Origin of the sequence: Flavobacterium sp. 90, assembly GCF_004339525.1 — a bacterium.
Lineage (GTDB): Bacteria > Bacteroidota > Bacteroidia > Flavobacteriales > Flavobacteriaceae > Flavobacterium.
This window is the reverse complement of the sequence record NZ_SMGE01000001.1, coordinates 1157280-1172243: the sequence shown is the minus strand read 5'-3', so window position 1 is coordinate 1172243 and position 14964 is coordinate 1157280. Positions and strand designations below refer to the sequence as shown.

9 protein-coding genes and 1 tRNA gene are annotated in these 14964 nt (G+C 33.3%); 9 read left to right on the top strand and 1 reads right to left on the bottom strand.

The annotated features are described in order from the left end of the window. Window positions 1-38: 38 nt before the first annotated feature. The 9 genes from murG (at window position 39) to C8C83_RS04565 (ending at window position 14100) form a co-directional block, all read left to right on the top strand. Window positions 39-1124 carry an undecaprenyldiphospho-muramoylpentapeptide beta-N-acetylglucosaminyltransferase gene (murG, locus tag C8C83_RS04605; protein WP_121326634.1) on the top strand — a complete coding sequence of 362 codons (1086 nt, stop codon included), beginning with the start codon at window positions 39-41 and terminating at the stop codon, window positions 1122-1124. Between the two features lie 152 nt (window positions 1125-1276). After that, window positions 1277-2626, top strand: coding sequence for a UDP-N-acetylmuramate--L-alanine ligase (murC, locus tag C8C83_RS04600; protein WP_121326633.1), 1350 nt, complete (start codon window positions 1277-1279; stop codon window positions 2624-2626). Further along, window positions 2613-3335, top strand: coding sequence for a cell division protein FtsQ (locus C8C83_RS04595; RefSeq protein WP_099710908.1), 723 nt, complete (start codon window positions 2613-2615; stop codon window positions 3333-3335). The genes murC and C8C83_RS04595 overlap by 14 nt, the downstream gene beginning before the upstream one ends. Before the next feature lie 6 nt (window positions 3336-3341). Further along, window positions 3342-4763, top strand: a complete 1422-nt coding sequence (ftsA, locus tag C8C83_RS04590; protein ID WP_121326632.1) for a cell division protein FtsA — start codon at window positions 3342-3344, stop codon at window positions 4761-4763. Window positions 4764-4847: 84 nt separating this feature from the next. Further along, entirely contained in the window at window positions 4848-6854 is a 2007-nt protein-coding gene (ftsZ, locus tag C8C83_RS04585; protein ID WP_121326631.1) for a cell division protein FtsZ, read from the top strand. A gap of 227 nt (window positions 6855-7081) precedes the next feature. Next, window positions 7082-7531, top strand: a complete 450-nt coding sequence (locus C8C83_RS04580; protein ID WP_121326630.1) for a GatB/YqeY domain-containing protein — start codon at window positions 7082-7084, stop codon at window positions 7529-7531. Window positions 7532-7610: 79 nt separating this feature from the next. Continuing rightward, a tRNA-Arg gene (locus C8C83_RS04575) sits at window positions 7611-7684 on the top strand. Window positions 7685-8353: 669 nt separating this feature from the next. Next, window positions 8354-13141, top strand: coding sequence for an MBG domain-containing protein (locus C8C83_RS04570; protein ID WP_158598138.1), 4788 nt, complete (start codon window positions 8354-8356; stop codon window positions 13139-13141). A gap of 74 nt (window positions 13142-13215) precedes the next feature. Then, the gene (locus C8C83_RS04565) at window positions 13216-14100 is read left to right on the top strand and encodes a PorP/SprF family type IX secretion system membrane protein (protein ID WP_165877223.1); all 885 of its coding nucleotides are present in this window, start codon (window positions 13216-13218) and stop codon (window positions 14098-14100) included. A 58-nt stretch (window positions 14101-14158) separates the two neighbouring features. Here C8C83_RS04565 and C8C83_RS04560 read toward each other — a convergent pair whose 3' ends face one another. Next, window positions 14159-14890: a CPBP family intramembrane glutamic endopeptidase gene (locus C8C83_RS04560; RefSeq protein ID WP_121326627.1), complete on the bottom strand. Its 732-nt coding sequence runs from the start codon at window positions 14888-14890 to the stop codon at window positions 14159-14161. Between the last annotated feature and the right edge of the window lie 74 nt (window positions 14891-14964).

The following is a 14964-nucleotide window of genomic DNA, read 5'->3' as shown; positions in this document are numbered from 1 at the left end:
AAACAGGATAATTTTTAAGCGTTATAATTTTAAAGAATATGACAAAGTATAAATTCATACTAAGTGGCGGTGGGACTGGAGGACATATTTATCCGGCAATTGCGATTGCAAATGAATTAAAATTACAATTTCCTGATGCTGAATTTCTTTTTGTAGGTGCCAGAGATAAAATGGAAATGCAAAAAGTGCCTCAGGCAGGTTACGAAATAAAAGGTCTTTGGATAGCTGGTTTACAAAGAAAATTAACATTGCAAAATTTAATGTTTCCGCTAAAATTGGCAACAAGTTTGTTAGAGTCAAGACGAATTATCAAGCAGTTTAAACCAAACGTAGTAATAGGTACCGGAGGTTTTGCCAGCGGACCATTATTGCAAGCGGCTGGCTCGGCAGGAATTCCGACAATAGTTCAGGAGCAAAATTCTTTTCCGGGAATTACGAATAAACTGTTGAGTAAAAAAGCAAACGCAATTTGTGTTGCTTATGAAAATTTGGAAAGATTTTTTCCTAAAGAAAAAATTGTTTTAACCGGGAATCCGGTTCGTCAGGATTTAATAGATATTGAAAGTAAACGTGATGAAGCAATTGCTTTTTATGGTTTAGACCCGAATAAAAAAACATTATTGGTTTTAGGAGGAAGTTTAGGAGCAAGAAGAATCAATCAGTTAATTGAAAAAGAATTGCAAAATATGCTTTCGCAAGATGTACAAATCATCTGGCAGTGCGGAAAATTATATTTTGAAGATTATAAAAAACACAATCAACAAAACGTTAGAGTAGTTGATTTCATAGAAAGAATGGATTTTGTGTATGCTGCTGCAGATGTGATTATTTCGCGAGCAGGAGCGTCATCGGTTTCAGAATTATGTATTGTTGGGAAACCGGTGATTTTTATTCCGTCGCCAAATGTTGCCGAAGATCATCAGACAAAAAATGCGCAGGCAATTGTAGATGCAAAAGGAGCAATTTTATTGAAAGAATCAGAATTGGAGAATGAATTTAGTATTGTTTTTGAAGCTTTATTGAAAGATCAGGGAAAACAAAAACAACTAAGTGATAACATCAAGAAACTGGCAATGCCAAATGCAACGAAAGTGATTGTGGATCAGATTAAAAAGTTGTTATAATATAACTTTTTTCGAAAATTATAGAACAAAAGTAAAAAGTTAGGACGCTATTTTTAAGCGTTTTGGGTTATTAAAATATAAAATTACAAAGACTTAGTTACTAGTTCTTTACATAATAAAGCAACTTGTAAATAGCTCAAAATTAAATAGAAATGAATTTAAATCAAATACAAAACGTTTATTTTATTGGTATTGGAGGCATCGGAATGAGTGCTCTGGCTCGCTATTTTAAAAACATAGGGAAACAGGTTTCTGGTTACGACAAAACGCCGTCAATGTTAACAAGCGAATTGATAGAAAGTGGTATTGATATTCATTTTGAAGATAATATTAGTTTGATTCCAAGTGAGTATTATGCAGAGAATACGTTGGTAATTTTTACGCCTGCGGTTCCAAAATCACATTCAGAGTGGAATTATTTTATCGAAAGAAATTATGAAATTAAAAAACGTGCCGAGGTATTAGGAATTATTACCAAAGACACTTTTAGTTTTGCTGTTGCCGGAACACATGGAAAAACTACAACATCAAGTATTCTTGGACATATTTTATTTGAAAGCGGAGCTGATGTTACGGCTTTCGTTGGTGGAATTGTAGAGAATTATAATTCTAATTTAATTGGAAGCGGAAAAACTGTAACGGTTGTAGAAGCAGATGAATTTGATCGTTCATTCTTGCATTTACATCCAAATATTGCCTGTATCACGTCAATGGATGCAGATCATTTGGATATTTACGGAACAAGTGAAGCTATTGAAGAATCGTTTGTAGAATTTGCTTCAAAAGTAGAAGACAAGAATAAGCTGTTTATAACCAAAGAATTGCCTCTGGAGGGCGTTCAATGTGCTATAAATGAAGATGCTATATATAAAGCGTTCAATGTACGTATTGAAGATGGAAGCTATGTTTTTGATGTAGAAACTCCATCAGAAATCATGAAGGATTTGCATTTTGGATTGCCTGGAAAACACAATTTAATGAATGGTTTAATGGCTATTGCGATGGCAAAAACTTTTGGCACCCCGACCGATGCCATCGCAAAAGCCATTGCATCATTCAACGGAATCAGAAGACGTTTTTCTTATCAGATTAAATCTGAAAAGTTGGTTTATATAGATGATTATGCGCATCATCCAACAGAAATAAATGCTGTACATCAAGCGGTTAGGGAATTGTATCCAAATCGTAAAGTATTAGCGATTTTTCAGCCGCATTTATTTAGCAGAACAAGAGATTTTGCAGATGGATTTGCTGAAAGTTTATCGCAGTTTGATGAAGTGTTTTTAATGGATATTTATCCTGCACGCGAATTACCGATGGAAGGAATTACATCGGATTGGCTGTTGGGTAAAATGACAAATTCGAACAAGAAAATTGTTGCAAAAAGTGATTTATTAGCGGAGATCAAAGCCAGTGATGCGCCAATAATTGTGACAATAGGAGCTGGTGATATTGGTGAAATGGTTCCGTCAATTAAAAAAATGCTAAATGAAAATATTTAATTGGACAAATATTCGATTATTTCTCATTTTAGGGCTTGTTCTTTTTTTATATTCTTTTGCTCAACATCGAAATGGAGATCGAAAATTGAAGAAATCGATGGTTGTTTTTGTAGGAGAAAATACGCTTTTTGTGAAGCCGGAAACGGTTAATAAATTGTTGATAGAAAATAAAAGAGACGCTTCCAGTATCCGAAAAGATGAACTAGATTTGAATAAGATAGAAAAAACCCTTGATACGCAAGACATGATTGAAAAGTCAGACGTTTTTGTAAGTATCGATGGCGTCTTAAAAGCGGTAGTAAAACAGAAGACACCAATAGCGCGAGTTTATGATGGTGATCAATCTTTTTATATTGACTATGAGGGTAATAAAATGCCTTTGTCGGACAATTTTACGTCGCGGGTTCCACTTGTTTCGGGGGCAATAAATAAAAAAAATAACGAAGATTTAGCTGCTTTATTTCGCACAATTTATGACGATGCGTTTTTGAAAAAAAACATCATTGCAATACAAATTATGCCGAATGGCAGCCTAAAAATGTTTAATCGAAATTATAATTACGTCATCGATTTTGGCAGAACGATGAATGTTGATAAGAAATTTAGAAACTATAAAGCTTTTTTTCAAAAAGCAGTTTTAGATAGTTCGTTATATAAATACAATAAAATTGACCTTAGGTTTACGGAACAAGTAGTTTGCACAAAATAATAGAAAATGGAAAAAGATAACATTGCAGTAGGTCTAGATATTGGAACAACCAAAATAGTTGCCATGATAGGCAAGAAAAATGAGTATGGTAAGTTGGAAATTTTGGGTATTGGAAAATCCAAAAGTTTGGGAGTTGCACGTGGAGTTGTAAACAACATTACGCAAACTATTCAATCAATTCAACAAGCAATACTTGAAGCAGAAAATAATTCAGGTTACAAAATTAAAGATGTGGTTGTTGGTATCGCAGGACAACACATAAGAAGTATACAGCATACAGATTACATCAGCCGTAATAATCCGGAGGAGGTAATTGGCGAAAAAGATATTCAGCTTTTGATTGACCAGGTTAATAAATTAGCCATGTTACCGGGAGAAGAAATTATTCACGTTTTGCCGCAAGAATTTAAAATCGACGGACAATCTGAAATTAAAGAACCAATAGGGATGTACGGAGGAAGACTTGAATCAAGTTTTCACGTTGTAGTTGGACAGGCTTCTTCGATCAGAAATGTTGGAAGATGTATTCAGAGTTCAGGAATCGAATTGTCTGGATTGACATTAGAACCATTGGCTTCTGCAGATGCAGTTTTGAGTCAGGAAGAAAAAGAAGCAGGTGTTGCTTTGATTGATATTGGTGGTGGAACAACAGATTTAGCCATTTTTAAAGATGGTATTATTCGTCATACAGCAGTGATTCCTTTTGGAGGAAATGTTATAACAGACGATATTAAAGAAGGTTGTTCGATTATCGAAAAACAAGCAGAGCTTTTAAAAATAAAATTCGGATCGGCTTGGCCGGGAGAAAATAAAGACAACGAGATTGTTTCTATTCCGGGTTTAAGAGGAAGAGAGCCAAAAGAGATTTCGCTTAAAAATTTATCTAAAATTATTCATGCAAGAGTTGTGGAAATTGTAGAGCAGGTTTTTGCAGAAATTAAAGCTTATGGACACGAAGATCCTCGTAAAAAATTAATCGCAGGAATCGTTCTTACAGGTGGTGGAGCTCAACTAAAACATATTAAACAATTAGTAGAGTACATTACAGGAATGGATACAAGAATTGGATATCCAAATGAGCACTTAGCTGGAAATTCAAGCGAAGAAATTTCTAGTCCGTTATTTGCAACAGCAGTTGGATTAGTAATGAATAGTATCGAAAATAGTACGCAAAGTGCTGTTAGAATGGAGATTGTAAATGAGCAGCCAAAAGTGGTGTACAGAAATGTTCCGCCTCCAATACAACAACCTGTTCAACAACGATACGAAGTAGAAGAAAACTACGTTGAAAGAGTAGAAACTATTGAAGACACAAGAGAAGTTAGAACTAATGCGTCTAAAGAAGAATCTACTGAAACAAAAATTAGAAGATCATTTTTTGATAGATATGTCGATAAAATCAAAGATTTTTTAGACAACGCAGAATAAGACAATAACAGAAAAGGATTACTTTATTGGCCCCAAGTCAAGAAGTAAAAAATGTATTAAATAAGAATTTCAAAAACCAAAAAGATGATGAGCAACTCAGAATTTGGAAGTATTTCATTTGATTTACCAAAAAACCAATCAAATGTTATCAAAGTAATAGGTGTAGGTGGAGGTGGTAGTAATGCTATCAACCATATGTTTAAACAAGGTATTAAAGGCGTTGATTTCATCGTTTGTAATACCGATTCACAAGCACTACAGAATAGTTCAGTGCCGAACAAAATACAGTTAGGTATGAACTTAACAGAAGGTCTTGGAGCAGGAGCAAATCCTGATGTAGGACAGCAATCTGCTATAGAAAGTATCGCTGATATCGAGAAAATGTTGGACCGTGGTACTAAGATGGTATTTATTACCGCTGGTATGGGTGGAGGAACAGGTACTGGTGCAGCTCCGGTAATTGCACAATTGGCAAAAGAAAGAGAAATTTTGACAGTTGGTATCGTTACTATTCCGTTTCAGTTTGAAGGGAAAGTACGTCAGGAACAAGCACTTTTAGGAATCGAAAAATTGCGTAAGCAAGTCGATTCATTAATTGTAATTAATAATAATAAGTTAAGAGAAGTATACGGAAATCTTGGTTTTAAAGCTGGATTCTCGAAAGCGGATGAAGTTTTGGCAACAGCCTCTAGAGGTATTGCTGAAGTAATTACGCATCACTATACTCAAAATATCGATTTACGTGATGCTAAAACTGTTTTGTCAAACAGTGGAACAGCTATCATGGGATCTTCTGTTGCTGAAGGTGAGAACAGAGCTAAAGATGCTATCGTTTCGGCATTGGACTCTCCGTTATTAAACGACAACAAAATTACAGGAGCCAAAAACGTATTGTTGCTTATCGTTTCTGGATCAAACGAAATTACTTTGGATGAGATTGGAGAAATCAATGATCACATTCAGGTAGAAGCAGGTCATAACGCTAATATTATCATGGGAGTTGGTGAAGACGAAACTCTTGGTGATGCTATTGCTGTGACTATTATTGCAACAGGTTTTGATGTTGAACAACAAAATGAAATTGTAAATACCGAACCTAAAAAAATCATTCACACATTAGGGGATGAGCAAAGAAGTGTTTATGATTTGACAAATAAATCAGTTACTTCTTTTGATTTAAATGCTGAAACACCAACAACTAAATCAGAAGAAAAAATTGTTTTCGATTTAATGGATGACACTTCATTTGCAGATACGGTTGCTCCCGTAATACCAACTCCGGTTACTCCGGTTGCAGTTGCTCCATCTATGAATCAGGAAGAATTGGTTGTAATGTCTGAGTTTATCAAGAATCTTGATGTAACTTTTGAAATTGTTTCGCCAATTACAGATATTGATTTTACAATAACAGCGCCAACTCCTGAAGTGCAAGCTTTTCAAGAAGTAAAACCTGTTCAGCAAAGAACTTTTGAAAGAGAAGAACAAACAACATTCTCTTTTGATTTACCTCTTTACAGATCAGAGCCAGAAGCAAGAAAAGAGCCAGTTGCTGAACAAGAGACTAAAATTTTATTCGAATTATCGAATGAAACACGTAATATAAAAGTAAATGATCCAGTACAATTTGTACCGGTAACTGAGCTTTCTGACAATGGAATCGTGAAGTACTCTCTGGAAGAATACATGGAGGTTGAAAATGAATTAACAACATCAAAACCGATTGAAAAAGTAGTAGAAGACGTAATTCCTGAGGAATTAAATATTACTATGAAGCCAAGAGTTGATTTTGCCAGCGAAGCTGATTATTCTACAACATCGAATGTTTCTCCAATGGAGTTAACAATTGAAGAAACATTACGTTTAAGAGCCGAAGAAAGAAGAAAGAAACTAAAAGAATTTAATTATAAATTTCATAATAATGTTTCCAGAATCGATGAGCTTGAAAAAGAACCTGCTTATAAAAGATTAGGAATCGATTTGTCTAATTCACAATCAAATAACACTGGTTCGAGAATATCAGTTGGGACCGATAGTAATAATGATTTGCAATTACGTTCAAACAATTCATTTTTACATGACAATGTAGATTAATTTCTCAATCATAATAAATATGGATAACCCGAGAATTGGATTTAATTTTCGGGTTATTTTTTTTATCTTCGCACAGAATTTTAAATTTGACTTCTATATTTGACTTTTAAAGTTAATCTTGTTATCAGTTCGAGTCCATTTGACTTCGTTCAGGATAAACTAGTCGAGAACAAATTTTCAAAATAATATATCAATTATAGGTTTACCTATTTAAATAAAAAAATAAAATGAGTTTACAAACATTGATCATGGACGAGATTAAAATCGCCATGAGAGCAAAAGATACAGTAGCATTAGAAGCTTTAAGAGCAATTAAATCTGAAATGTTATTAGCTGCAACGGCTTCAGGTTCTAAAGAAGAATTAACAGAAGACGATGAAGTTAAATTACTTCAAAGATTAGTTAAAACTCGTAAAGAAAGTGCCAGAATTTTTACAGAACAAAATCGTCCTGATCTTGCTGAACCAGAATTAGCTCAGGTTGCAGTAATCGAGAAATTTTTACCAGCTCAATTAAGCGAAGAAGAAGTAGAAGCAGTAGTAGCAAAAATCATTGCTGAAACTGGAGCTTCAGGAATCGCTTCAATGGGTAAAGTTATGGGATTAGCGTCTGCTCAATTAGGCGGAACTGCTGAAGGAAAAACAATCTCTGCAATTGTAAAGAAACTTTTAGTTTAAAAAATAAGATTATAGAGTTCAGATTTTAGATTTCATTCAACAATCTAAAATCTGAACTCAACAATCTACAATCAAAAAAGACCACGTAGTTCAACTGGATAGAATATCAGATTTCGGCTCTGAGGGTTGGGGGTTCGAACCCCTCCGTGGTCACAAAAAGGTAAAATACATTATTTATGTATTTTGCCTTTTTTTATTTATATAAGAATTGTCAAATATCTTTTTTGTGAGTCTTAATTTATTGCTATTTATGGCATTCCTTCAATCTTTAAGTTTGTTGTTACCGCTTTTTTTATTCCATTTCAAGTTCCTTTTTATATTTTCTATCTAGATATGATGTTTCATTTCTAATGAATTTTATATGTTTTTTAGTTATTATTTAAGATTATACTTGTTTATAATTTTTTATAAACAAGATATGTCTTATTAAATAACTTTATCTGTCAATTTTAAAACTTTTGAAGGTCAAAACTGATCTTAATTACTTCAATATTTGAATAATTAAATGTTGCCAGCCCTTTCGTTTAGCGGATTCATCAACTTATGAGCACAATAATTTTACAATCAGCAGATTATGTTTTGTGTTTTATTTTTTTATGTAAAATTATTACCCGCTTAAAATGCTTTTTTTCTGAAGATTTTAAAATTTAATGTTTCGTGAATTGTGTGCGATTGTTTTAAAGCGATGAATTAGTCTTGAAAGTTTTATAAAAACAGTGAAAAATCAAATAAACAAAATGAATTAACAATGAAAATTATGAGGTAGAAACTAAAAAAGAGGAATAAAATTTTAAAACAAAAATGAATAGAAATAAAATAAAAATGAACAAAAATTTACTTATCGTATTAGCCTTTCTTTTATTCAATATAGGATATGGGCAAACATTGAAAACCTGGACAGGAGCTGTAAGCAACGCTTGGGAATTAGATGAAAATTGGGATTCTGATGAAAAACCAACGGTTGATGATAATGTATTGATAACGAATACGGCAAACCAGCCGGTAATTAGCACTTCAGGAACTTCTTGTGCTAAACTTACGTTATCAAATTCAATTCCGGGCAGCGTTGTTGTTCTGACTATAAAATCAGGATCTTTTGCTCCAGCATCAATAACGATGGATGGTAGAGATTGTAGTTTAAATATTGGTACAGGAAGTGTTAGTGTTTCCGGAGCTATTATGATGAATGACGCTGTACTTCAAAATAATGTGACTTTCTCTGGCGATGGAAGATTATTTATTGGAGGGTTAATGACTGGTGGTACATTAAATGCTGACAAAATTGGAACGGTATCTTATAATGGTGCCGGAACACGAAGTGTTGGAGAATATAGTTATAACAATTTGACGATTTCAGGTACTGGTGTAAGAACAATTTCTTCGAAAGTAACTGTAAATGGTAAACTTAACATGGCTGGAGCAGCGACCGTATCTGCAGCACCAACTTATGGAGTAGATGCTTCATTACAATATACAGCAGCATCTTTTACAGTTGGGTCGGAATGGGTTAGTCCATTTATTGCAAAAGGAGGAGTTGAAATTTCTACTCCGGGACTTACTATTTCTAGTACAGTAACTATTCCTGGTAGTGTTTTAGATAAAAAATTTGCTGATGGTGTGCCATTGATGATAGATGAAGATGCGTCATTAATACTTGGTAATACGGGGCTGTATTTAGGAGGTGATTTTATCAACAACAATGGATCACTTACAACTGATGGATATGTGTATTTGACAGGCAGAGTCAATCAGGGTATTGCAGGTTTTACCTCTACAAAAGGTATTTCTATGGATAAAGATGCCGGTATAGCAACTTTTACAGGAAATATAAATACAAAACAATTAATAATGAATGGTCAGGGAACGCTTAATCTTGGAGTAGGCAGAACTCATACATTTACCGATTGGAATAGAATTAATGGAACATTAAATGCGAGATCAAGTACATTAAAATTTTCTGGAAATGTAATTGGTACTGGAGGTGATTTTGTAGCAGGAACTGGTACAGTAGAGTTTAATGGAGGAATTCAAAATTTAGGAACAGGATCCATAACTTATAATAACCTTACATTATCAGGAACAGGAACTAAAACTTTTGGAGCAAAAACGACTATAAATGAGACTTTATCTTTAACGTCAGGAGTAGTAGCAGATCTTACTGCAAATTTGGTCCATAGTGCCAAATATATAAAATTAGGTACTGGAGTAGCTTCAGGTGGATCATGGGGAAGTTCACTTTCAAATGCTACCAATAAAAATAATACATACTTTGTATCTACTAATAATGGTATTGTAAATGTTGGACCAACAATAGTAATAAGTACTAATAGCTTATCAGGGTTAACGACAACTTATGGTACGCCATCAGATTCAAAGAGCTTTGATATATCTGGTATTGCAATGCTTGAAGGAATTTTGGTTACACCTTCTTCGGAATTTGAAGTCAGTACAGACGGAACTAATTTTACTAACACAGTTACTCTTGGAGCTGTTGGTGCTATTGCATCTACAACTGTTTATGTTAGATTAAAAGCGCTAACTCCTGCGGGAAGTTATTCTTTAGGAAATATTGCTTTAAGCAGTAATAGTACAACTACTTTAAATGTACCAATAGCAATAAGTACTGTAGATAAAGCTGAATTGACTATCAAAGTAGATGATAAGGAAAAATTTTATGGGGCAGTAAATCCAAGTTTAACAGCAAGTTATACTGGATTTGTAAATGAACAAACTGTAGATGTTTTAACCAAATTACCTACAATAACAACTACGGCAAATGAAGGAAGTTCAGTAGTAGGAAGTCCTTATTTAATAACAGCTAATGGAGCAGAAGCATTAAATTATAAGTTTAAATATGAGCCAGCAAATGGGGCATTAATTATTAAGCCTGTAAAATTAACGATTACTACAAATGATAATAGTAAATTTTATGGATCAGTAAATCCAGTTTTAGCTGTAAGTTATGATGGGTTTATACCTGGAGAAACAGAAGCGAATTTAACTACAAAGCCTACAATTACTACTGTAGCAGTTACAGGAAGTGTAGTAGGGAAATATGCAATTACAGCTATTGGAACGGTTTCGTCAAATTATGCAATTACATATGACAATAAAGGATTGTTAGATGTTAAACCTGCAAAGTTAACAATTACTACAATTGATAATAGTAAATTTTATGGATCAGTAAATCCAGCTTTAGTTGTAAGTTATGATGGATTTATACCTGGAGACAGTGAAGCAAGTTTAACTACAAAACCTACAATTGCTACAATTGCAGTTACAGGAAGTGTAGTAGGAAAATATGCAATTACTGCTATTGGAGCGCTTTCGCCAAATTATGAAATTACATATGACAATAAAGGATTGTTAGATGTTAAACCTGCAAAGTTAACAATTACTACAATTGATAATAGTAAATTTTATGGATCAGTAAATCCAGTTTTAGCTGTAAGTTATGATGGATTTATACCTGGAGACAGTGAAGCAAGTTTAACTACAAAACCTACAATTGCTACAATTGCAGTTACAGGAAGTGTAGTAGGAAAATATGCAATTACAGCTATTGGAGCGGTTTCGTCAAATTATGCAATTACATATGACAATAAAGGATTGTTAGATGTTAAACCTGCAAAGTTAACTATTACGACAATTGATAATAGTAAAATTTACGGATCAGTAAATCCAGTTTTAGCTGTAAGTTATGATGGATTTATACCTGGAGACAGTGAAGCAAGTTTAACTACAAAACCTACAATTGCTACAATTGCAGTTACAGGAAGTGTAGTAGGAAAATATGCAATTACAGCTATTGGAGCGGTTTCGTCAAATTATGCAATTACATATGACAATAAAGGATTGTTAGATGTTAAACCTGCAGCTTTAACTATCAAAGCAGATGATAAGGAAAAAGAGCATGGTATAGATAATCCAGTTTTAACGTTAAGTTATTTTGGGTTTGTTCCCGGAGAAACTGAAGCAGATTTAACTAGAAAGCCTATAATTGCAACAGTAGTAGTTAAAGACAGCCCAGCAGGAAAATATGATATCACAGTAAGTGGTGCAGCTTCTTCAAACTATACTATTACTTTTGAAAAAGGTATTTTAACTGTGATGAAATCTAGTAATGCAGATTTAGCTGATATTGTTATTAGTGATGGTTCTTTAGATAAACCATTTGATGCAGATACAAAACGTTATACAGTAGAGGTTCCAAATGAGACTAATACTTATGTAGTTAATCCAATCCCGGTAGATCCAAATGCAACGGTTGTAATGACAGTTGATGGAAAAGTTATTGATCCAACAGCTCCATTTGATTTAAAAGTAGGAGAAAATGAAATTACAATACTTGTTACAGCAGAAGATGGTACTACTAAAGAAGCTTATACTGTAATCGTTACAAGAGAAGAAGCTCCGTTATCTAATAATTCAGGTTTAACAGATTTAGCTATTAGTGAAGGTAAGTTAGAGCCTGGTTTTACAGAAGGAAATACGGCTTATACTACTACTGTACCCAATAATATTGAAAGTATAACCGCTACAGCAGTTACAGCAGATCCGACAGCAACAATAACAGTAAACGGAATACCTGTACCTAGTGGAACTGCTTCGGCAGACCTTCCTCTAAAAGTTGGTAAAAATGAAATAACTACTGTAGTGAAGGCTGAGGATGGAACTATTACTACTTACACCGTAGTTGTAACTAGAGAAGCAGCTCCGTTATCTAATAATTCAGGTTTAACAGATTTAGTAATTAATCAAGGTAAGTTAGAGCCTGGTTTTACAGAAGGAAATACAGCTTATACTGCTACCGTACCTAATAATGTTGAAAGTATAACAGCTACACCAATTACTGATGATTCTACAGCAACGGTAACTGTAAACGGAAAACCAGTTCCTAGCGGAACTGCTTCAGGACAAATTCCTTTAGAAGTAGGTAAAAATGAAATTAAAACCGTAGTTACAGCTGAGGACGGAACAACGACGACTTATACAGTAGTTGTGACAAGAGAAGAGGCGGCAGTTATACCTTCTGATAATGCTGGACTATCTGATATTGCACTAAGTGATGGTTCTTTAGATAAGCCATTTAATACAGATACAAAAGGTTACGAAGTAGATGTGCCAAATGAAACGAATTCAATTGTAATTACTCCAAAAACTATCGATCCAGATGCAACAGTTGTAATGACAGTTGATGGAAAAATTATTGATCCGACTGCTCCGATAGATTTAAAAGTAGGAGATAATGAAATTACAATAGTTGTTACAGCTGAAGATGGCACTACAATAGATACATACATTGTTATTGTAAATAGAGCAGATGCTGTACCGCAGCCAATAGTACCTACAAATATTATTACTCCAAACGGAGATGGTAAAAATGATAACTGGATAGTTCCGGGGCTTGATCAATATCCAAACAACTCAGTTAAAGTTTTTGATAGAGCAGCTCGATTAGTTTATTCTAAAGAGCATTATGACAATTCTTGGGATGGTACTTATAAAGGATCTCCGCTTAATGAGGATACTTATTACTATTTAATTGATCTAGGAAATGGGTCACCTAAACTTAAAGGATTCATTACAATTATTAGAGACAATAATTAAGGGCAAAATAAATAAGAATAGTAAAATGGTTAGAAGATAACCACACAGAAATGAATACAATGAAAATAAAATCAATGAAAGCAATCTATATACAGGCAATTATGTTCCTGCTTATATTAGGAACAAACTCCGCAAATGCGCAGTTGACAGAATACGAGTCCATGTATTTTCAAAATCAATATATTAACAACCCTGCAATGGCAGGGTTAGAGCAAGGAATGAAATTTAATATTGGTTACCAAAGACAATGGGATGAAGTTCCGGGGAATCCGATATTGATGAATGCAACCTTCGAATACAATTCTGGAAACAGAACTGGATTAGGGTTAAATGTTAATAGTGATAGAGCTGGTTTAATCAATAGAACAAGAATAATGGCGACCTACGCATATCATCTGCCAATAGGAGTTGATCAAAAAATCCATTTTGGATTGTCTGCAGGAGCAAAATTTTCTTCTATAGATTACAACAAGGTAATAGGAAATATGGATGATATTGCATTACAGAATTATAACGAAGGAGCTATTTTTGACGGAGATTTGGGTATTGCTTATACCACGAGATTGCTTACTGTTCAAGCATCATTGCCAAAACTTCATAATCTCTTCTATGAAAATGATAATGGCATTAAAAATTATGCAGATCGTTCTACTTTTTATTCCGCTGTCAGTTACAAGTTTTTATTGTCAAATGAGGATGAAAACTTAAATATTGAGCCATTGGTTGCTTATAGAGGTATTAAAGGGCACAAAGATATTTTAGACATGGGGGGAAGATTTAATTTTCCAGATTATAAGATGAACTTATCAGCTTTTTATCATACCAATAAAACAGTATCTACAGCGTTTGGAATCTCAGTCGAAGACTTAGGTGTTTTTCTGGCTTACTCTAAATATTTTGGTAGTTTGGGAGCTTATGCAAATAATACTTTTGAAATTGGGTTGAATTACAAATTGTAATAAAAAAGTAGAATAAAATAAAAAAGCAAGGTAATATGTAATGTGTTGCCTTGCTTTTTTATTTTATCATTTTCATCAAAGTCTGTATAAAATTAATCATGTTGTGTGATAATATCGGAAGCAAAATACTTTTGGTTTCTACAGTTATCCAACTCAAAATATAACCAGACACAGAGGTCCATATAAATGGATAAAATTCAAACTTCCATTCGAGACCATCTGTTATACTAAATCCATGTACAAGACCAAACAGAATACCAATAATCAGGATACCTGGATTACCAAAAGTCTTTTCTTTAATTCTAATTTTGTCTTGTAAACAGATTAATAAAAGTGCTAGAAGAATACCTCTAAACATAATTTCTTCATCAATTCCAGGCATTGTCAATTGAAAAGCAAGAATCTCAATATTAAAATCTATACGAGTATCGAAGTAAGAGAAAAAAGCAGTGCAAATCAATATTGATGAGACTAAAATTGTCTTTAGCAAAGCCTTTTTATCTTGCTTAAAACGTAAGAAATTAAAAGGTTTTAGTTTATGATACAATAATAAATAGGTCAATAAGCCAAAAGAAATTCCAAATAGTTTTCCCGTCCAGTTTCTTTTTCCACTTATGATCTGAAATTCTTTATATTCTAATGGAATTTTTAGAAGTATTTGATAACAAATAAAGATTAATACAAAAAGGCCAATGGTTTTAATTTGATTTTTATCCTTTGCAAAAATAAAAGTTATAGGTAAAAGAATTAAAACAGGTACAGCGCTCTCCAAAAGTATCTTTAATATCATTTCTTAATATTTTTGATCAAAAAGTACTAATATAGAACTAATTTTATTACAAGAAATGAATAATTATCTAATCT

Bases quoted from the DNA above. Each gene is read 5' to 3' on its own strand.
- murG (WP_121326634.1), top strand. From the start codon at position 39: ATGACAAAGTATAAATTCATACTAAGTGGCGGTGGGACTGGAGGACAT.
- murC (WP_121326633.1), top strand. From the start codon at position 1,277: ATGAATTTAAATCAAATACAAAACGTTTATTTTATTGGTATTGGAGGC.
- C8C83_RS04595 (WP_099710908.1), top strand. From the start codon at position 2,613: ATGAAAATATTTAATTGGACAAATATTCGATTATTTCTCATTTTAGGG.
- ftsA (WP_121326632.1), top strand. From the start codon at position 3,342: ATGGAAAAAGATAACATTGCAGTAGGTCTAGATATTGGAACAACCAAA.
- ftsZ (WP_121326631.1), top strand. From the start codon at position 4,848: ATGATGAGCAACTCAGAATTTGGAAGTATTTCATTTGATTTACCAAAA.
- C8C83_RS04580 (WP_121326630.1), top strand. From the start codon at position 7,082: ATGAGTTTACAAACATTGATCATGGACGAGATTAAAATCGCCATGAGA.
- C8C83_RS04570 (WP_158598138.1), top strand. From the start codon at position 8,354: ATGAACAAAAATTTACTTATCGTATTAGCCTTTCTTTTATTCAATATA.
- C8C83_RS04565 (WP_165877223.1), top strand. From the start codon at position 13,216: ATGAAAGCAATCTATATACAGGCAATTATGTTCCTGCTTATATTAGGA.
- C8C83_RS04560 (WP_121326627.1), bottom strand. From the start codon at position 14,890: ATGATATTAAAGATACTTTTGGAGAGCGCTGTACCTGTTTTAATTCTT.